The 19,270-nt window shown below is 57.9% G+C and carries 17 protein-coding genes; 6 read left to right on the plus strand and 11 right to left on the minus strand.

What is annotated here, in order from left to right; all coding sequences use genetic code 11:
- Positions 1-78: 78 nt before the first annotated feature.
- The gene (locus ACYASS_RS24270) at positions 79-585 is read right to left on the minus strand and encodes a GNAT family N-acetyltransferase (RefSeq protein ID WP_463588002.1); all 507 of its coding nucleotides are present in this window, start codon (positions 583-585) and stop codon (positions 79-81) included.
- 344 nt (positions 586-929) lie between these two features.
- On the opposite strand from ACYASS_RS24270, the gene ACYASS_RS24275 reads away from it, so the two are divergent.
- The 5 genes from ACYASS_RS24275 (at position 930) to ACYASS_RS24295 (ending at position 5,547) form a co-directional block, all read left to right on the plus strand.
- Positions 930-2,327, plus strand: a complete 1,398-nt coding sequence (locus tag ACYASS_RS24275; protein WP_463588003.1) for a COG3014 family protein — start codon at positions 930-932, stop codon at positions 2,325-2,327.
- Between the two features lie 13 nt (positions 2,328-2,340).
- A complete protein-coding gene (locus ACYASS_RS24280; RefSeq protein WP_463588004.1) occupies positions 2,341-2,712 on the plus strand; it encodes a YcfL family putative periplasmic lipoprotein in 372 nt (123 codons plus the stop codon).
- 41 nt (positions 2,713-2,753) lie between these two features.
- Entirely contained in the window at positions 2,754-3,341 is a 588-nt protein-coding gene (gene lpoB, locus ACYASS_RS24285) for a penicillin-binding protein activator LpoB (protein ID WP_463588139.1), read from the plus strand.
- 3 nt (positions 3,342-3,344) lie between these two features.
- Positions 3,345-4,085, plus strand: coding sequence for a penicillin-binding protein activator LpoB (locus tag ACYASS_RS24290; protein ID WP_463588005.1), 741 nt, complete (start codon positions 3,345-3,347; stop codon positions 4,083-4,085).
- Between the two features lie 220 nt (positions 4,086-4,305).
- The gene (locus ACYASS_RS24295; RefSeq protein ID WP_463588006.1) at positions 4,306-5,547 is read left to right on the plus strand and encodes a nucleoside recognition domain-containing protein; all 1,242 of its coding nucleotides are present in this window, start codon (positions 4,306-4,308) and stop codon (positions 5,545-5,547) included.
- A gap of 3 nt (positions 5,548-5,550) precedes the next feature.
- On the opposite strand, the gene ACYASS_RS24300 is transcribed toward ACYASS_RS24295, so the two are convergent.
- The 5 genes from ACYASS_RS24300 to ACYASS_RS24320 all read right to left on the minus strand — a co-directional run bounded on the left by ACYASS_RS24300 (position 5,551) and on the right by ACYASS_RS24320 (position 12,688).
- A complete protein-coding gene (locus ACYASS_RS24300; RefSeq protein WP_463588007.1) occupies positions 5,551-6,762 on the minus strand; it encodes a DUF5924 family protein in 1,212 nt (403 codons plus the stop codon).
- A 255-nt stretch (positions 6,763-7,017) separates the two neighbouring features.
- Complete coding sequence (locus tag ACYASS_RS24305; RefSeq protein WP_463588008.1) at positions 7,018-8,409, minus strand: M16 family metallopeptidase; 1,392 nt, start codon at positions 8,407-8,409, stop codon at positions 7,018-7,020.
- Positions 8,410-8,481: 72 nt separating this feature from the next.
- The gene (locus ACYASS_RS24310; RefSeq protein ID WP_463588009.1) at positions 8,482-10,134 is read right to left on the minus strand and encodes a Na/Pi cotransporter family protein; all 1,653 of its coding nucleotides are present in this window, start codon (positions 10,132-10,134) and stop codon (positions 8,482-8,484) included.
- A gap of 391 nt (positions 10,135-10,525) precedes the next feature.
- Positions 10,526-11,293: a TerC family protein gene (locus ACYASS_RS24315; protein WP_243244516.1), complete on the minus strand. Its 768-nt coding sequence runs from the start codon at positions 11,291-11,293 to the stop codon at positions 10,526-10,528.
- Positions 11,294-11,380: 87 nt separating this feature from the next.
- Positions 11,381-12,688 carry a CitMHS family transporter gene (locus ACYASS_RS24320; protein ID WP_087271672.1) on the minus strand — a complete coding sequence of 436 codons (1,308 nt, stop codon included), beginning with the start codon at positions 12,686-12,688 and terminating at the stop codon, positions 11,381-11,383.
- A gap of 329 nt (positions 12,689-13,017) precedes the next feature.
- On the opposite strand from ACYASS_RS24320, the gene ACYASS_RS24325 reads away from it, so the two are divergent.
- Positions 13,018-13,419, plus strand: a complete 402-nt coding sequence (locus ACYASS_RS24325) for a GFA family protein (protein WP_463588010.1) — start codon at positions 13,018-13,020, stop codon at positions 13,417-13,419.
- A 99-nt stretch (positions 13,420-13,518) separates the two neighbouring features.
- Here the strand turns inward: ACYASS_RS24325 and ACYASS_RS24330 are convergent, their stop codons facing one another.
- The 5 genes from ACYASS_RS24330 to exbD form a co-directional block, all read right to left on the minus strand.
- Complete coding sequence (locus ACYASS_RS24330) at positions 13,519-14,916, minus strand: HDOD domain-containing protein (RefSeq protein WP_463588011.1); 1,398 nt, start codon at positions 14,914-14,916, stop codon at positions 13,519-13,521.
- Positions 14,917-15,003: 87 nt separating this feature from the next.
- Positions 15,004-17,079: an ATP-dependent DNA helicase RecG gene (gene recG / locus ACYASS_RS24335; protein ID WP_122667342.1), complete on the minus strand. Its 2,076-nt coding sequence runs from the start codon at positions 17,077-17,079 to the stop codon at positions 15,004-15,006.
- 8 nt (positions 17,080-17,087) lie between these two features.
- Complete coding sequence (locus tag ACYASS_RS24340) at positions 17,088-18,011, minus strand: hydrogen peroxide-inducible genes activator (protein ID WP_122667341.1); 924 nt, start codon at positions 18,009-18,011, stop codon at positions 17,088-17,090.
- Between the two features lie 91 nt (positions 18,012-18,102).
- Complete coding sequence (locus ACYASS_RS24345) at positions 18,103-18,846, minus strand: energy transducer TonB (RefSeq protein ID WP_463588012.1); 744 nt, start codon at positions 18,844-18,846, stop codon at positions 18,103-18,105.
- Complete coding sequence (gene exbD / locus ACYASS_RS24350) at positions 18,843-19,268, minus strand: TonB system transport protein ExbD (RefSeq protein WP_087271656.1); 426 nt, start codon at positions 19,266-19,268, stop codon at positions 18,843-18,845. Before exbD ends, ACYASS_RS24345 begins: the two co-directional genes overlap by 4 nt.
- Positions 19,269-19,270 lie beyond the last annotated feature (2 nt).

Below are 19,270 nucleotides of genomic sequence, written 5' to 3' on the forward strand. Positions count from 1 at the left end.
CCGCCGGCCCCCCCCCCCCCGCCCCCCCCCCCCCCCCCCCCCCCCCCCCCCCCCCCCCCCGCCCCCCACAAACGCCACTCAGACACGCCGCAACACGTAAAACTTGCTGTCCACCTTCATCACCGGAAAGCTCTCCGGCAACTCTTCTTTAGCCACCTGAGCAAAACCGTGTTTTTCGTAAAACCGGTGCGCAGCCAGAAACTTGTCGGTGGTGCCCAGGTAGATGTCTTTCACGCCGCGCTGCCAGGCCTCCTCAAGCAAGGTGCTGAGCAACTTCGCTGCAACCCCGAACTCACGCCCGCGAAAAGGCGCCGCCACGAACATTTTGCGCAGGGCTGTCTGCTGCGCGCCGATGTCTTTGAGGCCGATGGTGCCGATCACCTGCCCGTCCTGTTTAGCAACCCAGAAATCACCGTTGCCGACCTGATAGAAGTCCGGAATGGCTTGCAGGTCCGGCTGGTCTTCAGCGGTTATCGCTATGCCGAACTCTTCGCGCTGGATGGGCAGGATCACGTCGACAACGCCCTGCTGATCGGCGCTCTCGAAACGATAAATCTGGATGTTGCTGGCGGTTGAGGTTGGCAAAACACAGGTCTCCTTCGTGTGGGGCGAGCGCCGAAAGCAGCAGATATTTGCATAGCTATGCCGCTTACATAACCCTGTCATTGATGAAAAATTGCGGCGCATGAGGAAATTTTATGTGAGGCAGTTCTCTCCGTAAGCGTAGGAATCAGCCTAAAAGCTTGTGAGCCATCAAAAAGCCATTGTCAGCGCAAGGATGCCGCTTATAATCCCGCGCCCTGCGCTGCAAACGACATTCGCTCGCAACAGGGGGTCTCATTGAGCCGCCAACAGAAGGCTGCTTTTTCAAACGGATTTGCATAGCGGCTGGCTCAGTCCCTGCTATCTATTTCAGGGAATGAAGCTTCATGTCTTCTCGTGCATTGACTGCTCTTGTGCTGCTCGCTGCTCTGCAACTGACAGGCTGCTCTGCCTTCCGTAGCTACGACACCGAACTCAAAGAAACCAACCTGCAGCTTGCCAGCGGCAACGTTGACGGTGCCTTGGGCGTGCTGGAAAAGAACAACACCAGCGCCGACAAGGATCTGCTCTACTACTTCGAGAAGGGCGAGTTGCTGCGCGCCAAGGGTGACCTTGCAGGCAGCCAGACCGCATGGCGGGCCGCTGATAACGTGGTCTACCAGTGGGAAGAGTCCGTCAAGCTGGACACCGACAAGTACCTGGCCCAGTTCGGCAGCTTCCTGGTCAATGACAAAGTGCGTCGCTACGAAGGTTATGACTATGAAAAGGTCATGCTGACCACGCAGATGGCTTTGAACCTGCTGGCGAAGAATGACTTTGAAGGCGCACGCGTCGAGATCAAGAAAACTCACGAACGTGAAGCCGTGATTGCAGAACTGCGTGACAAGGAATACCTGAAGAGCGAAGAAGAGGCAGAAAGCAAAGGCGTAAAAACCGAATTCAAGGACCTGAAGGGCTACCCGGTAGCCTCCCTTGATGCACCTGAAGTTGTTGGCCTCAAGAACAGCTATCAGAGTGCGTTCAGCCATTACCTGTCCGGCTTCGTCTATGAAGCCATGGGCGAGAAAGGCCTGGCTGCGCCGGGTTACCGCAAGGCGGCAGAACTACGTCCGAACACGCCACTGCTCGATGAAGCACTACTCAAGCTCGACAGCGAGCAGAGCAAGGACGGCTACAGCGAAGTGCTGATCGTGGTACAGAGTGGCTTTGCTCCGGCACGCGATTCGGTGCGCATTCCGCTGCCACTGCCCATCAGCGGCAACCTGGTGATCACCCCGCTGTCGTTCCCGGTGATCAAGCCGGACACAACCACCGCAGCCTTCACCCAGATCGGCCTGGACGGTCAGCAGATCAACCTGACCAAACTCAACAGCACCACTGATATGTCTCGTCGCGCACTGCGTGATGACATGCCCGGGATCATTCTGCGCACCACCGTTCGTGCGATTACCCGCGGCGTCGCGCAAAAGCAGATCAATGACGTGAACCCGCTTGCCGGTCTGGCCGTGGGTATCGCCTCAGCCATTACCGAAGGTGCAGACACACGTACCTGGCGCACGCTGCCGGACAACACTCAGGTTGCCCGCCTGCGCCTGCCTCAAGGCATGCATAGCGTGATCCTGCCTTCCACCACCGGCGGTACCCATGTGCAGGTCAAGGTTGATCAGCGTTATCAAGTCGTCGCGCTGCGTGCCATTGGCAATCAGGTTTATACCGACGGCCTGATTGCTCAGGTAATGCCATCGACTGCACCGCAAGCCATCGCGACCACCAAACAACCCTGAACGGAGTCCCACCATGCGTATCAAGATTCTCGGCGCACTCGCTATGGCCCTGCTTGTGGGCTGCGCCACCCCGCCGCCACCGGCGCCCGGCAGCGCGGCCAGCAAAGTGGTGCCGCTGGGTAACATGAAGAACATCGAAGTAGGTGCCATGCGCGTTGCCCGCGAAAACGGGTTTCTCACCGTCAATGTGCAGCTCAATAACACCAGCAGCTACAACAAGCAGATGTATTACCGCTTCGCCTGGCTGGGCAACGACGGCTTTCCCGTAGCCGATGCAGAGGCCTGGAAAAGCACGACACTGTATGGCACCCAGACCAGCTACCTGCCCGCTATTGCACCGACGCCGAAAGCCACTGACTTTCGCCTCGAAGTGAAGACGCCTTGATCTACCCCCTATTTTGTTCAGTTGAAGAGAACTCCCGAATGCTGTTTATCCGCCTGTGCTCCATCGCCGCTGTCGCCCTGCTCGCCACCGGTTGCGCCAACAACTCACCGTCGCTGGGCAGCAAGAACATCAGCTACGGCGACACCAAAGCTGTTGAAACCATCACCAACGAATTCGGCTCCACCGATCTGCAGATGATCGCCGAGTCCATGACTCGCTCGCTGGCTCAATCCGGCATTCTGCAAGGCCGTCCGGTGGTTCAGGTTTACGACGTAAAGAACAAGACCAGCGAGTACATCGACACCCGTGAGATCACCACGTCGATCAAGACCCAACTGATGAAATCCGGTACCGCCCGCTTCGCCAGCGACAATACTGAAATGCAGAGCCAGGTTGATCAGCTCAAGCTGCAAAACCAGAGCGGCCTGTACAAGAAATCGACTGTCAGCAAAACCGGCAATATGGTCGCTGCCAAGTACCGCCTGGAAGGCTCGATCAGCTCCATCGTCAAGCGCAGTGCCGATTACAAGGACGTCTTCTATAAATTCAGCCTGCAACTGATCGATGTAGAAAGCGGGCTGGCTGAGTGGATGGACGAGAAAGAAATCCGCAAAACCACGGAGCGTTAATCAATGCGTGCATGGATGGGTATCTTCGGCCTGTTGTGCGCCTTCGGCGTTCAGGCCGCACCGAAAATCGCAGTCACCGACCTGGCTTTTCAGGAACGTGTAGAGGCTTATATCCACACTGTTTCGGCAAAGAACAACTTCCAGGCTAACTACTACAGCGCCAGCGGCTCATCCAGCTATGACGAGTACGAGGCTCGCTACAGCTATATCGAGCAGGGAGAGCTGCGCAAATTCAGCGGCGATATCAAAGGCGAGATTCTCAAGTCCGGGATGTTCCAGCTTGTGCAGGGGACGCCCTACACCGCCGGGTCCAAAGAGGACGTTTATGACGTCATCAAGCGCATCAAGAACGGCAGCTTCAAGGGCGCGGACTACGTGTTGTTCGGCACCGTTTCGGATGTCGACTTCCAGCAGGACATCGGCGAGCTGGCCAACACCAACAGCTATTCGGCGATTCTGGGTCTGACGCTGGTGGCGGACTTCAGCCTGATCAACACCCGGACTTTCGAAATCACCTCGGCGTTCACGGCCATGGGTGAGGGGCAGGACACCAAACTGGTCAACAGCCGCGACGTTAAAGTCTCTCTGAATCGCCCCCGTGTTGTGCGGGACGTGTCCCAATCAATCGGTGTGGATGTCGCCCGCCAACTGCGCGAGCAACTGCGCGGCGAAGTGGAATACACCGGGCAGCCGATGCAGCAGAACAATCTGCCAAGGGATGAAGCTCCGAAGATTTTGCGCTGAGTAAAAAGGGGCGGCTTTTATAGCCGCTCCGTCGCCCGGATTGAAATGGTATTTCCCGTGGGAGCGAATTCATTCGCGACGGCGGCGGTCCTGAAAAATATCCGGGGCTGACACACCGCTTCGCGAATGAATTCGCTCCTACCGGTTTATCCGACACGTCCAGGGTTTGTTGTTTGCCCTTGCACCGCTATCATCGCGGCATCTTGCGGGGGACTTGTGAATGCTTAACGCTCTATGGCTCGGTTTTTTTCTGATTGCAGCAATCTCCGCATTCGGCCAGTGGCTGATTGGTGGTAACGCTGGCATTTTCGCAGCCATGGTCGAAAGCATCTTCGCCATGGCCAAGCTGTCGGTTGAAGTCATGGTGCTGCTGTTTGGCACACTGACGCTCTGGCTGGGCTTTCTGCGAATTGCGGAGAAAGCCGGGATCGTCGACTGGCTGGCAAAAGTCCTCGGCCCGCTGTTTCTACGTCTGATGCCCGAAGTCCCCTCTGGCCACCCCGCCCTTGGCCTGATTACGCTCAACTTCGCTGCTAACGCTCTGGGACTGGATAACGCGGCAACGCCTATCGGCCTCAAGGCCATGCGTTCCCTGCAGGAACTGAACCCCAGCCAGACCACCGCCAGTAATGCGCAGATTCTGTTTCTGGTACTCAACGCGTCTTCGCTGACCCTGCTGCCCGTCTCTATTTTCATGTATCGCGCCCAGCAAGGTGCAGTGGACCCTACGCTGGTGTTCCTGCCGATCCTGCTGGCAACCAGCGCCTCAACGATCGTCGGCCTGTTGTCGGTTGCATTCATGCAGCGTCTGCGGCTGTGGGATCCGGTCGTGCTGGCCTACCTGATCCCCGGCGCACTGCTCCTCGGCGGTTTCATGGCATTACTGGCAACCATGTCGGCGGCAGCATTGGCGGGCCTCTCTTCCATCCTCGGAAACCTGACGTTGTTCGGCCTGATCATTATGTTTCTGGTGATCGGCGCGTTGCGCAAGGTGCAGGTCTATGAGGCGTTTGTCGAAGGCGCGAAGGAAGGTTTCGACGTCGCCAAAGGCCTGTTGCCCTATCTGGTAGCGATGCTCTGCGCGGTCGGCGTGCTGCGTGCTTCGGGTGCTTTGGATCTGGGCCTGGAAGGCATTCGTCACCTGGTTCAATGGCTCGGTCTCGACACCCGCTTTGTCGACGCTCTGCCCACCGCAATGGTCAAGCCATTCTCAGGTAGTGCAGCCCGGGCACTGCTGATCGAGACCATGCAGACCCAAGGCGTGGACAGCTTCGCGGCTCTGGCAGCCGCGACGATTCAAGGCAGTACCGAAACCACGTTCTACGTGCTGGCTGTCTACTTCGGTGCTGTAGGCATTCAGCGCGCCCGCCATGCAGTGGGCTGCGCGCTGCTGGCTGAACTTTGCGGCGTGATCGCAGCGATCATGGTCACTTACTGGTTCTTCGGGGCTACTGCGCAGTAATACTCATGGCTGCTCGGCCGCAGGCTCGGCAGCCTCTGGTTTCACGTCCGGCTGAGCCGCTTCAGGCTGAGCGGCCTCAGGTTGCTTCAACTCCGGCTCTGAACCTTGTGGTGCGGCTTCCTCTTTATCACTGGCGCTGTCATCACCACCCGGCTTGAGGCGGATGATACGGCCGCCCGGTCGAGTGACTGCGGGCTGATCAGCCTCGGCGACTTCAAAGCGCAGCACACCAATCATCTGCCCGTCTTCTGTCAGCACCCTCACCTGCCATTTGCCAACAGCGTCCTGCGGGAAATTACGCTTGTGAGTCCATGCCCGGTAGCCTTCCTTACGACCGCCATGGATATCCAGCGCGATACGGTCGACCTCTTTGCCGTTGTGCCTCCACACGTGATAAATGCGCTCATCCAGACCACGCGGGGCATTGATCGAGGTGTAGGCGTACAAACCACTGCTGCGGACCTGATTGGCGCTCACTTCAGTAATGCTATCGCCGGGAGTACGGTTCTTGTTGTCGAAGTCGGTACTCACCGCCACCTCGGTAAGCCACAAAGTTGCAGGTGGCACCCAGGAACGTAGCAGCCAGCCTGCGCCGCCAATAACCAGAATGGTCACGACCACTCCGACTCCGCGCCGCCAGCTGTTGACCGGGAAACTCGATATCAGGCTGGGGAATGACAGCAGCATGGCGATGCCAAGCGACAGTTTGTAACTCTCGGCCGTGGTCAGGTGCAGGATGATCGGCAACGCGGTCAGCAATGCTGCAAAGAGCGTCAGCGTATGCAGCGCCATAAACAGCCAGCGCCGGGGCGCGAGCCATTTGTAGTACAGCGGGTCAATGATGGAAATCAGCCCAGCCGCGCCCAGCATCCCGGTAAAAATCGCCTGGGCGCTGTTCCATGTGGTGGTGATGAAGAAGAACGGCAGGACGAAGAACAGACTCTCCTGGTGGATCATCTGCGTGCCATAACGCAGCAGTCCGGCAGGGATCTGGCGTTTGAAGACTTTGGTGAACAGCACCATGGCGCTGCTTTCGACCATCAACCACAGCCAGCTGAGCAGCATGACCACCGCAATCCACGTCGCCAGGCCTTCCTGGCGATCGACGAGGATGAAGCTCGCAATACCCGAAATGAAACCACCCGCCGCAATCAGCCCCGGATAACGCTTCATCAGTTCAACGATGCGGGTGAGCAGGGATTTCCATTGAGGCATTTCGGCGATTCACTTGGTGGCTGGAAAAAGGGTCAGCAGGATAACAGTGCTGCCAGTGAATTCATTGTTCGGTGTTCTGATACGGCTATCTCGGGAGCTGCGCCGGTGGCGGGGCTAATACAAAACCCTGTAGGAGTGACCGGGTTGGCGATCCACATTGCTCCCGGTAGCAATTCATCAATCAGAACAACTTTGCCTGATTAAACGCTATCGCGAGCAAGCACACTCCTACAGGTCCAATGTTTGCCGCGAGACTCAAGTGTCCACAACGCGCCGACGATAAGCACTTACTCGCCATCCCACCAGCAACACCAGTAAGCCCGCCACTGCCGTCGTCAGCCAGAACAGCCCGTCATAACTCAGCAGCGGCTGTTCAGTGCGCCAGTAGCTCTTCTGTTTGAGTAACTCACGCAGAGCACGGTTGGCGCTGTCCAGACTAACCGCTTTATAACGCTTGGACGGATCTGCAAACCGGCCCTTCTCGTAGTCGTTGAGCGCGCCCCAGTAATAATCCGCCAGGGCACTGTTGCCCTGCACGGCCCAGGCCTGCTTGGCGATGGTCGCTTGCTTGATACGAGCGAATGCCGCCGGATCAAGACCATCGGTCTGCAGATGCTCAAGCATGACCCGGATGTCTTCCTTGGCCTGATCAACGTCATCGCGCTCAAGATCAGCATTCAGACTCATGAAACCGCTGCCACCAAACACTTCCCGATCGACCCACGGCCCGTAGGACAAACCATGCTTGAGTCGCAGGTCGCTATAGAGCGCCCATTCGAGGTAGTCGCTGACCAACTCCAGCGTTTCATCGTGCTGATCGTCCAGCAACGGTTCATTGAAAATCAAATGCAGCCGCGCGGCGTCGCCCAATGCGCCGCGAATCAACGTGCGGTCATTCTCGGCATTGTCATTGGCCTCGGCCAAGGGCGGATGCTCTATGGGATCGAGCGCGTCCAGTTCACCAAACGTACGCTCCATATAGCCAGGCAGCAGCCGATCCAGGTCGCCCACCATGATCAGCGTCATGTTGTTGGGTGCATACCAGGAACTGAAAACCTCTTGAACCTGTTCCAGAGTGATGTGATCGACTTGCGGACGCTCGGCACATTTGAGGCCCATCTCCACGGCCAACTGGCTGCTGGCTCCATGGCCCAGATCCTTGCGGTCCAGCCAGCGCTGCAAGTGCGAGTAATGGCCGCCGTCTTCACGCTCGACGATACGTTTCACCGTATCCAGATCAGCCTGATCGAAGTGAGTTTTGGTCAGCACTTCCAGTAGCAGATCCAGCACCTTGCGCTGGTTTTGCGCCGGGGCTTCAATCACGAACGTAGTATCGGTATTACTGGTGAAGGCGTTCCAGTCGCCCCCCAGCGCCTGCATGCGCTCTTCCAGCCCACCTTCGCCTGCATCATCAACACCGCTGAACAGCAAGTGCTCCAGCAGATGCGGCAGCTCTTTGTCTTCGCAAGAAAAGTCATCAAAGCCTATGCCGACTACCAGGCGAATCGCCACATGGCCTTTCTCATAGCCAGGTTTGAGCAGCAGTTGCAGACCGTTGGGCAACAGGTAGCCCTCAACCTGAAAACGGTCGAGAGCAGATGAAGGCAGTGCGATCAAAAACAGACAAGCGAACAGCAGGCAACGCATAAAACATTGCTTCCTTGCGGATCGGTATGTCTAACAGACTTCGATGTGCCCGGTACGTTCACATCCCGTCTTTTACGCTGACTGCTCAGGCTCGCTTTCGCTAGACAGTGCGCCGGTGTCAGCAGTTTCCAGCACCGCGTAGGCACTGCTGCAGAACAGCGAGTTGAGACGCTTCATGTCGGCGATCAGCTCAAGGTGCAGCGAGCTGGTCTCAAGGCTCTGCACGACTTTGCGCTGTAAGCGGCTGACGTGTGCGTGGGCCAGACGTCGTTCCTGTGCCCGGAAGCGGCGTTTCTCACGCAACAACTGGCGAGCGCTTTCCGGATCGCTGCTGAGAAACACCGACAGCCCCAGCCGCAAGTTGGATAACAACTGGGACTGCAGGCCCGCCAGCTCTTCTAACCCGACCTCGGAAAACGAGCGGCGCTGAGAGGTTTTCTGCTGCTGGATTTTGCGCAGCATGCGTTCGATCAATCCGGCAGCCAGTTCCAGATTGATCGTCAGCTCGATGATCTCCGCCCAGCGCCGGTTGTCTTGCTCGCCGAGATCTTCCCGGGGCATCTGCGCCAGATACAGCTTGATTGCGCTGTACAGCGCCTCGACATCATCGTTGAGGCGCCGCATTTCCTGGGTCATGGACGTTTGTGTACCGCGCAACACTTCCAGCATCGAGCCGAGCATGCCTTCGATCAGGTCGCCCATGCGCAGGGTTTCCCGCACCGCGTTGGCCAACGCCAGGCTGGGCGTAGAAAGTGCTGTCAGGTCCAGATGGCGCGGCTTGGCCAACCCGTTTAGTTCAGGACGCTCCGGCAAGATGACCGAACACAGCCGCGCCATTGGACCGACCGTGGGCAACATGACCAGGCAGCGCGCGGTGTTGTAGATCAGGTGAAAGCCGATGACCATGTCTTGCGGGCTGAAGCCCAGGCTGTCGATCCAGTGCACCAGCGGATCAAGCACCGGAATAACCAGCAGCAGGCCAAACAACTTGTACAGCAAGCTGCCCAGCGCCACTTGGCGACCGGCCACGTTCTGCATGCTGGTACTGAGGAATGCCAGCATGCCGCTGCCGATGTTGGCGCCGATCACCAGACCGATAGCAACCGGCAGACTGATGATCTCAGCCCCCGCCAGCGTTGCGGTCAGCAGAACTGCGGCAAGGCTTGAGTAGGAGATCATTGCGAACAACGCGCCAACCAAGGCATCCAGCAGCAAATCACCGGTTAACGAAGCGAACAACACTTTGACGCCCGCGTTTTGCGTGATTGGCGCAGCAGCGGTGACGATCAATTGCAGTGCCAGCACAATCAACCCGAGGCCAATAGCAACACGGCCGAGCTGGCCCAGGCGGGTTTGCTTGCGAGACAGGAAGAAAACCACGCCGAGAAAAATCAGCAGTGGCGACAGCCAGGACAAATCAAACGTCAGAACACGCGACATCAACGCGGTACCGACATCCGCACCCAGCATGATCGCCAGAGCAGGGGTCAGCGCCATCAGGCCCTGACCCACAAATGAAGTCACCAACATGGCGGTGGCATTGCTGCTCTGCACAACCGCGGTCACCAGGATACCGGCGATAAAAGCCAGCGGACGCTTGGACATGTTCTGGCTGATGACCTGACGCAACTGCGCGCCGTACACGCGCAAAATGCCGGTACGAACAATGTGAGTGCCCCAGATCAGCAAGGCCACGGCCGAAAGCAAATCGAGCAGGGTCAGCATACGGAAAGCCCCCTGAGGTGTGCCCATGCGGGCAATGAATTGAAGGTGCAGCGAATGGCGCGTGTAATGGCTTTACTAACCTTTAGTCGGCCTTTGGCTTAAATGCCAGCATTGCATCGCATCAGCCCATTGAAACAAATCTGTAATAAATCAGCCATCTACATTTGCGTACAGGCCGCGCACTCCCCTGTAGGAGTGAACGTGTTCGCGATCTGGCGCGAAGCGGCAGCAACGGCAGCGACTCGGTGCATTTGCTGAAACAGAGTCGCCAGATTTAAGACTGCTACGCAGCCGTTCGCGAACAAGTTCACTCCTACAGGTATAGCGGCCGGGCCATCAGCAAAAAAAAGGGGCACATCACTGCGCCCCGTTTTTTTAACAACACACCGGTTTACTGCCCCGGAACGTCTTTACGCAGCTTGACCGGCTCGCTTTGCGCCTTCTTCTTGGCGTGCGCGATGCGCATCTTGATGTTGATCGCTTCAACAGCAAGGGAGAACGCCATTGCGAAGTACACGTAACCTTTAGGCACATGCACGTCGAACGCTTCGGCGATCAATACGGTACCGACAACGATCAGGAACGACAGCGCCAACATCTTGAGCGATGGGTGCTTCTCGATGAAGTCGCTGATGGTACCTGCGCACAACATCATCACCAGTACGGCAACCACAATCGCGGCCACCATGACCGGCACGTGGGAAACCATGCCGACAGCAGTGATCACTGAGTCCAGCGAGAACACGATGTCGATGATCGCGATCTGGATGATGGTGTAGATGAACTTGCCACCTTTGCCACCCGGTGCGTCCGCCGATTCTTCTTCGCCTTCCAGGCCGTGGTAGATCTCTTGCGAGCTTTTCCACAGCAGGAACAGACCACCAAAGAACAGAATCAGGTCGCGGCCCGAAATGCCCTGCCCCATCACTACGAACAGATCAGCGGTCAGACGCATGACCCACGTAATCGATAGCAGCAGCAGGATGCGGGTGACCATGGCCAGCGCCAGACCGAAAATCCGGGTACGCGCCTGCATGTGCTTGGGCATGCGGCTGACCAAGATCGAGATCATGATGATGTTGTCGATGCCCAGAACAATCTCCAGGGCAGTCAGGGTAAAGAAAGCAATCCATATTTCAGGACTGGTCAGCCATTCCATTTTGTAATCCTTTGAGCGTTTAAACTTTTGCGGCCCAGACCCGACGATGAAGACCGGGGCATGGGCCGCAAAACAAGTGAGCCGACTTTATAGACTGCTGTAGAAAGGAAAGATCCCCATCAGCAAAGCGGCAACCATTATGCACAGGCAAACCAGAACTGCCCACTTCAAGGTGAAGCGCTGGTGGTCACCGAATTCGATACCGGCCAGTGCTACCAGCAGGTAAGTCGAAGGAACCAGCGGGCTGAGCAAGTGAACCGGCTGACCGACGATGGAGGCACGGGCCATTTCCACCGGCGAGATACCGTAGTGAGCAGCCGCTTCAGTCAATACCGGCAACACGCCAAAGTAGAACGCGTCGTTGGACATGAAGAAGGTAAACGGCATGCTGACCAGTGCAGTAATGACCGCAAGGTACGGGCCCATTGCGTCCGGAATCACTGCCAACAGACTCTTGGACATGGCATCAACCATGCCCGTGCCGGTCAGAATGCCGGTGAAGATACCTGCGGCGAAGATCAAACCTACCACTGAGAGCACGCTACCGGCGTGAGCCGCCACACGGTCTTTCTGATCCTGCATGTTGGGGTAGTTGATGATCATCGCGATACTGAACGCGATCATGAACAGCACTGGCAACGGCAACAGGCTCATGATCAGCGAGATCATCAGCACCAGTGTCAGCGCACCGTTGAACCAGATCATCTTCGGACGACGAGCATCCGGAAACTGTGAAACACTGATTTCGCTGTGATCGGCTTCATCGCCCTGCAGATGCAGTTCGCCCAAACGAGCGCGCTCACGCTTGCCATAGAAGTAAGCAATCAGCAGAAGTGCAACCACCCCGGCGAACATGGCCGGAATCATCGGTACGAAAATATCGGATGCTTCCACATGCAACGCACTGGCTGCGCGGGCGGTCGGCCCACCCCATGGGGTCATGTTCATGATGCCGCCCGCCAGAATGATCAGGCCGGCCATGATGCGTGGGCTCATACCGATGCGGCTGTACAGCGGCAGCATCGCTGCGACGCAGATCATGTAAGTCGTTGCGCCGTCACCGTCCAGAGAAACCACCAGTGCCAGCACCGCAGTACCCACCGATACTTTCATCGGGTCGCCTTTGACCCACCTCAGAATCTGACGCACGGCCGGGTCGAACAGACCCGAGTCGATCATCAAGGCGAAGTACAGAATGGCGAACATCAGCATGACGCCAGTCGGCGCGAGCTTGGTGATACCGGCCAGCATCATCGGGCCGATTTCGGTGGCGAAACCGCCGAAAATGGCAAACAGGATCGGCACCAGAATCAGGGCAATCAGCGCGGAAAGGCGCTTGCTCATGATCAGGTACATGAAAGCAATCACCATGGCAAAGCCAAGGAAGGTCAACATAGTAAATACTCCAGGCGGTACGCGATTGGCTAAGGCAAAAGGCTAATCAGCTCAAAAAGAGCGGCGCAGGGAGTGGGGGCGAAAGCGGGGAATGCAGCAGGGCACTAGAGCACATCAGGGTCACCATTTGTTGTTGTTAACTGGGCCTTTGTACGTCTTGAAACGCACATGTGGCTGACCGGTCTGTTGCCGGCGGTGGATGGATGCTAATCGGCCAAGCTTTCATTCAGCTTTCGCTGCTGAAACCTTTGAGCGTTAGTTTTTTATGACGAATGCGAGCCTGAACGGTCAGAAGCTCATCAGCACGTCCAGAACAAGGGAAAAGGGATATGGGCCAGATCACTACCGGCGGATGCCATTGCGGCAATCTGCGTTATCAGTTTGATGCACCGCTGCAGGACATCGCTCATTGCCATTGCTCAATCTGCCGACGCACCTCCGGCGGGATTGTCATGACCTGGATTTCAGTGCCTGTAACGTCATTCGAATGGACCGAAGGCAGCCCGACGACATACGACTCCGGCCCGACCTGTGTGCGTTATTTCTGCAATAACTGCGGTGCCCAGCTAGCATTATTCTCGCGCAACAACCCGCAGGACATAGACGTCACCGTCGCCACTTTTGACCAACCGGAGCTGGCCCCTGCGGATCGTCATATCTGGACGGACAACCGCTTGCCGTGGCTGCACCTGGATGAGCAGTTGCCAGGGGAGCCGGGAGAAACGGTTTGACAAGAACCTGTTGGAGCGAGGCTTGCCCGCGAAGAACGATAACGCGGTTTGCCAGCGACAACGCGTCGCCTGATTCGCGGGCAAGCCTTGCTCCAACAATCAGCTGGCGAACTGCGAAGCCAGTTCCCGTAGCAGTACTTCTGCCTCAAGCACCTTGCGCACTGACTCCTCTGCTTTTTCACGGGTCAGGCTCAAGCGGGCGAAGAGCTCGTCAGGAATGTCTTCCTTGGGTCCCGAACCGATGCCGTTCTGGCGCAGCAGGCGTACCGAGAGGTAGACCAGATTAGCGTAAGCGCTGTGCTCACCGTCGTAAGTCGGGTCGTGCTGAAAGCGCAGCGCTGTGGACAACTCGTCCGGCATATCCCAGTAACGCATCAACCACGACCCCATTTGCTCACGGCTGATGCCCAGCAAATGTTGCTCGACGTAGCTGTGGTGCAAGTGCGGGTTCACTTCCAACTGGCGGCAGATCAACGAGAAATGCGGCGGGAACACGTGGGCCAGCAGCAGATAGCCGAAGTTGTGCAGCAACCCGGCCAGATACGTCAGGCCCGCCTCAGGACGCTGTGCCCGAGGCATTGCGCGAGTCAGCCCCTCAATAACAGCAGCGGTATAAATCGACTGCTGCCAGTAAGGCGTGGTCTGTTGCGGGTGATCCTTGGGCAAGCTAAGGGTTTTGCCCAGCGCCAGGCCCAACGCCAGATTGATCACCAGATCGAACCCCAGAACACGCACGATGGCATCTTCAACCGAACGGATCTTGCCGGTGGACGCGTAGTAAGGCGATGCCGCCCAACTCACAACCTGTGCCGCCAGCGCCGGATCAGTCTCGACCACGCCAGTGATGTCATCGATGGTTGCGTCAGGGTCGACACGCAGCTTGATGATCTTCTGCGCGGTTTCAGCCAGCGGCGGGATTTCCAGAGTCGCTTCCAGACGCTGCTGGATGCGGCGCGCCGTGAAGGCGTGCATGGCCTGGGTAATCTCTTCGCGATCATCATCGGGACGATCGAGGTTTGGATGAATCGTGCTCAGCAACTCGCCAAAATGAGCGGCGCTGGCTTTGCTCAACATGGACTTGAAGTCTTCGCTGCTAATCTCCAGCAAAATCCCGGGCTCGCCCGAGCCGATCAACACTGACGGCTCCTGCAACAGACGGTCGTCATACAGGCAAGGCGAACTGGTCAGCGCAGGCAGGCCTGGCAACACGTGCAGGCTGTGCTTGGCCAACATCTTCAGCATCCGCGCATGAGACACGGCGACCAGCTTGCGACCGGTTAGCTCGGTGATGCGGCTGAGGTCCAGTAACTGGCTCTGCGGAAACAGGATCAGAAGTGCCCCGACAGCGTCCTCGACCAGTACCGCCTGGACGATACGGGCTGCGGGCAGGTGTGGAGATTCATCCACCTCGCGGTAACTAATCGCTAATTTGCCAAGCAACTGCCGAATGACGGAGGGGGCATGAGGCGCTTCATCGACGTGGGCAACTTCTGTCATGGCGGGTATCCAAATTCTTACAGTCGCTGAAGTATAACCAGCTTGGCTGTTTCGGGTGTGATGCGATCATCAAAGCGACGACCTGCATCACACCTGACCGTATTGCTGCCCATGACGAAGCCAACGCTCCAGCAGTGGGCTGACATGCTGCGGCCACCGTTCAAGCAGGGCCTGAGCGGCATCACGCACCGCTGGAAGCAGGTCGGCGTCGCGCATCAGGTCTGCGACCTTGAATTGCAGCAGCCCGGTTTGCCGGGTACCCAGCATTTCGCCGGGACCACGCAACTCAAGATCCTTTTCGGCAATCACGAAGCCATCGTTGGTTTCACGCATGATGCCCAAACGCTGGCGACCTATTTGCGATAGCGGCGGATGGTAGAGCAGCACGCAATGGCTGACGGCACTGCCACGGCCTACGCGACCACGGAGCTGGTGCAACTGCGCCAGCCCGAGGCGCTCGGGGTTTTCGATAATCATCAGGCTGGCGTTGGGAACGTCGACACCGACCTCGATTACCGTCGTCGCCACCAGCAATTGCAGCGCGCCCTGCTTGAACTCGGCCATGACCGCTGCCTTCTCGGCAGGCTTCATGCGGCCGTGAATCAGGCCTACCCGGAACTCACCCAGCGCGCTGGTCAATTCCTCAAAAGACGTTTCCGCCGCCTGACACGTGAGCTCTTCAGACTCCTCGATCAAGGTGCAGACCCAATACGTCTGGCGACCTTCCGCGCAGGCAGCCCGCACGCGCTCAATCACCTCAATGCGCCGGGTATCCACCACCAATACGGTATTGACCGGAGTACGTCCGGGCGGCAGCTCGTCGAGAATCGACGTATCCAGATCCGCATACGCGCTCATCGCCAACGTGCGCGGAATCGGTGTAGCCGTCATGATCAACTGGTGCGGGCACATCAGACCGCCGACCCCCTTCTTGCGTAGAGCCAGACGCTGCTGCACGCCAAAACGGTGCTGCTCGTCGATAATCACCAGTGCGAGATTCTTGAACTGCACCTCGTCCTGAAACAACGCGTGAGTGCCTACGACCATTGGCGTCCCACCCGCGATCTGCTCAAGAGAAGCGGCTCGGGCCTTGCCTTTGAGCTTGCCAGCCAGCCAGGCGGTTTCGATACCCAGCGGTTCCAGCCAGCGCTTGAAATTAATGTAGTGCTGTTCGGCAAGAATCTCGGTCGGCGCCATCAACGCCACCTGGTAACCGGCCTCCAGCGCCTGCAGGGCGGCGAGGGCGGCCACAACGGTTTTACCGGCCCCGACATCGCCCTGAATCAAACGCAACATCGGCTCAGGCTGACTCAAATCGTAGGCAACTTCCTTACCTACACGCTGCTGCGCACCAGTAGGTGCAAAACCGAGGTTGGCAAGAAACTGCTTTGGCAGTTTTTTGGCCACTGGCAATGCCGGAGCCCTTTGCGAGCGCAGGCTTTCGCGCAAACGCTGCTGGGACAATTGATGGGTCAGGAGTTCTTCAAACGCCAACCGGTGCTGGGCCCAGTGGTGTCCCAACGCGAGCTCTTCAACATCAGCATCAGCCGGTGGGTGATGCAGGTAGCGGATCGCGTCATCCAGCGGTGCAAGCTGATAGTCCCGCGCAAGCTCTTCAGGCAACCAGTCAGGCAGGCTTTTTGGCCCGAGCATCGTCAGGGTTTGCTGACTGAGCTGGCGCAAGCGTTGCTGGGTCAGACCTTCGGTCGTGGGGTAGATCGGCGTGAGCGTTTGCTCAACAGGCGCGGGCTCGCTGCCGGTCAGCGCACGGTATTCCGGATGGTAAATTTCCAGACCTGACGCACCCGGCCGGGCTTCACCAAAACAACGGATGTGAGTCCCGCGCTTGAGCGCGTCCTTCTGCGCGTTACTGAAGTGATAAAAACGCAGGCTCAGGCTTCCGGTACCGTCGTTCAGACGTACCAAGAGGCTGCGACGCTTGCCCATGACCACATCCGCGCCACTGACCGTGCCTTCGATCACTGCATCTTGCCCAGGCCGCAACTGACCTATAGGCACTACACGGGTTCGGTCCTGATAACGCAACGGCAGGTGAAACAACACATCCTGCAGATTTTCCAGCCCGACCTTGGCGAGCTTCTCGGCCATAGCCTCGCCAACGCCCTTGAGCGCGGTGACCGAGACTTGAGACAACTCGCTCATCAGGCCACTCAGCTCGCTTCGGTTTTCGGACGTGCCACAGAGCACAACCGCACGGAGTCGGCGAGGATTTCAATCGCCTTCGGCCGCGGGAAGCTGGCGCGCCAGGCAATCGCTACCGTACGGAACGGCACCGGCGGGGTCAGCGGACGAACTTCAATAACGCCAGGCGCGTAATGATGGCTGTCCACTGCCGACATCGGCAGAATAGAGATCCCCAGACCGGAAGCCACCATGTGGCGAATGGTCTCCAGAGAGCTGGACTCTACTGTCGTGTGCTTGGCACCCTCGCTGCCCTTGGTCAGGGTCGGGCACGCTTCCAGCACCTGATCGCGGAAGCAGTGGCCTTCACCCAGCAGCAACAGGCTCTTGTCATTGAGTGCCGAGGCATCAATGGTTTCTTTCTGGGTCCACGGATGATCGGCAGGCATCAGGACGTAGAACGGCTCGTCGTACAGCTGCATGGTCAGCACGTCAGCTTCGTTGAACGGCAACGCAATGATAATTGCGTCCAGCTCGCCATTACGCAGCTTGTCGCGCAGTACATGAGTGAAGTTTTCTTCAATGTACAACGGCATCTGCGGGGCAACCCGGTGCAGTTGCGGGATCAGATGCGGGAACAGGTAAGGGCCAACGGTATAAATGGCACCGACCTTGAGCGGCGCGGTCAGCTGGTTCTTACCTGCTTGAGCCAGCTCGCGAATGCCCTGAGCTTGCTCCAGGACCTTTTGCGCTTGAGCGACGATGCCTTCACCCACGGGCGTCAAACGCACAGCACTCTTGCTGCGCTCGAAGATAAGCACACCAAGTTCATCTTCGAGCTTTTTGACGCCCACCGATAAAGTCGGCTGGCTGACGTGACAGCGTTCGGCAGCGTGGCCGAAATGCTGTTCCTGAGCGAGGGTAACGATGTAGCGCAATTCTGTGAGAGTCATAACGTGCGTCCATGAAGTTGCGGCCCCAGCATAGCGGCTGCAATCGATAGACGCACGTTATCAAGTGCCTGCGTTGTATCAAAATTGCGACTTAACGCCTGTCCAGCGAGTAAACGAACGGTGCCAGGATCTCGATGGTGCCGTTGTTCAACGTTTCCGCTGGCGGTTTCGGCAACGGCTGGGCACGACGGATCATCTCCATAGTGGCCCTGTCCAGCGCCGGACTGCCCGAACTGCTGGCGATTGAGTACGAAAGGACATTACCATCGGCATCAACCACAAAGCGCAGACGACTTACCCCTTGCATGCCTCGACGACGAGCGTCTTCAGGGTATTTCTTGAACTTCGCCAGATGCTTCAGCAGATCGCTCTGCCAGCTAGGCAGCGCAGTACTCGGCGGCGCAGGCTGACTTGGCGGCGTCGGCGCAGCCGATTTCTCGACCTTGGCCGTCGTTGGCGGCGTATCGACCTGTTTTTCGTCAGCTGGCAAATCCTGCGGCGGCTCAGGCTTTTTCACCGGCTTTGGCGGCTGCGGCTTGGGCTTTGGCTTGACCACGGGCTTGGGCACGGCGATTTCAGCCTTCTCGACTTCCGCCACTTTGGGAATGATTTCTTCCTCGGGGGCTGGAGGCTGAGGCGGCTGAACCACTTGCGGCGGAGGCGGCGGTGCCGGTTCTGGCTCAGGTGCCAGCTCAACCATCATGGCTGCCGGTGGCAGCTCGATGGCTTGGGATGCAGGCCAGCGAAGCGCGACCACAATCGCGATGGCATGCACGGCCAGCACCAACAACAGACTACCGCTATAGCGCGTCAGTTTTTGGCGCGAACTGATCATTTCTTACCAACCGTCTCGAGACCGACCAGACCAACTTTGAGGTAGCCCGCAGAGCGCAAAGCGTTCATGACTTCCATCAGGTCGCCGTAATCCACACCTTTATCGGCCTGGAAGAAGATCGTGGTGTCCTTCTTGCCCTTGGTCCGGGCATCGAGAACCTGCCCCAGTTGCTCACGAGCAACCTTGTCGTCGCCCAGGTACACGCTCTGGTCAGCCTTGACGCTGAGGAATACAGGTTTCTCAGGCCGGGGTTGCGGCTTGGCGGTCGAGGCAGGCAGGTCGACTTTAATGTCTACTGTCGCCAGAGGAGCTGCCACCATGAAGATGATCAACAGTACCAACATGACGTCGATGAACGGCGTGACGTTGATTTCGTGGTTTTCGGCGAGATCGTCGTCGCCTTCCTTTAGATGCATGCCCAAGG

Source organism: Pseudomonas sp. HP_14, assembly GCF_055283875.1.

Bases quoted from the DNA above. Each gene is read 5' to 3' on its own strand.
- ACYASS_RS24275 (WP_463588003.1), top strand. From the start codon at position 930: ATGTCTTCTCGTGCATTGACTGCTCTTGTGCTGCTCGCTGCTCTGCAA.
- ACYASS_RS24280 (WP_463588004.1), top strand. From the start codon at position 2,341: ATGCGTATCAAGATTCTCGGCGCACTCGCTATGGCCCTGCTTGTGGGC.
- ACYASS_RS24290 (WP_463588005.1), top strand. From the start codon at position 3,345: ATGCGTGCATGGATGGGTATCTTCGGCCTGTTGTGCGCCTTCGGCGTT.
- ACYASS_RS24295 (WP_463588006.1), top strand. From the start codon at position 4,306: ATGCTTAACGCTCTATGGCTCGGTTTTTTTCTGATTGCAGCAATCTCC.
- ACYASS_RS24300 (WP_463588007.1), bottom strand. From the start codon at position 6,762: ATGCCTCAATGGAAATCCCTGCTCACCCGCATCGTTGAACTGATGAAG.
- ACYASS_RS24305 (WP_463588008.1), bottom strand. From the start codon at position 8,409: ATGCGTTGCCTGCTGTTCGCTTGTCTGTTTTTGATCGCACTGCCTTCA.
- ACYASS_RS24310 (WP_463588009.1), bottom strand. From the start codon at position 10,134: ATGCTGACCCTGCTCGATTTGCTTTCGGCCGTGGCCTTGCTGATCTGG.
- ACYASS_RS24315 (WP_243244516.1), bottom strand. From the start codon at position 11,293: ATGGAATGGCTGACCAGTCCTGAAATATGGATTGCTTTCTTTACCCTG.
- ACYASS_RS24320 (WP_087271672.1), bottom strand. From the start codon at position 12,688: ATGTTGACCTTCCTTGGCTTTGCCATGGTGATTGCTTTCATGTACCTG.
- ACYASS_RS24325 (WP_463588010.1), top strand. From the start codon at position 13,018: ATGGGCCAGATCACTACCGGCGGATGCCATTGCGGCAATCTGCGTTAT.
- ACYASS_RS24330 (WP_463588011.1), bottom strand. From the start codon at position 14,916: ATGACAGAAGTTGCCCACGTCGATGAAGCGCCTCATGCCCCCTCCGTC.
- recG (WP_122667342.1), bottom strand. From the start codon at position 17,079: ATGAGCGAGTTGTCTCAAGTCTCGGTCACCGCGCTCAAGGGCGTTGGC.
- ACYASS_RS24340 (WP_122667341.1), bottom strand. From the start codon at position 18,011: ATGACTCTCACAGAATTGCGCTACATCGTTACCCTCGCTCAGGAACAG.
- ACYASS_RS24345 (WP_463588012.1), bottom strand. From the start codon at position 18,846: ATGATCAGTTCGCGCCAAAAACTGACGCGCTATAGCGGTAGTCTGTTG.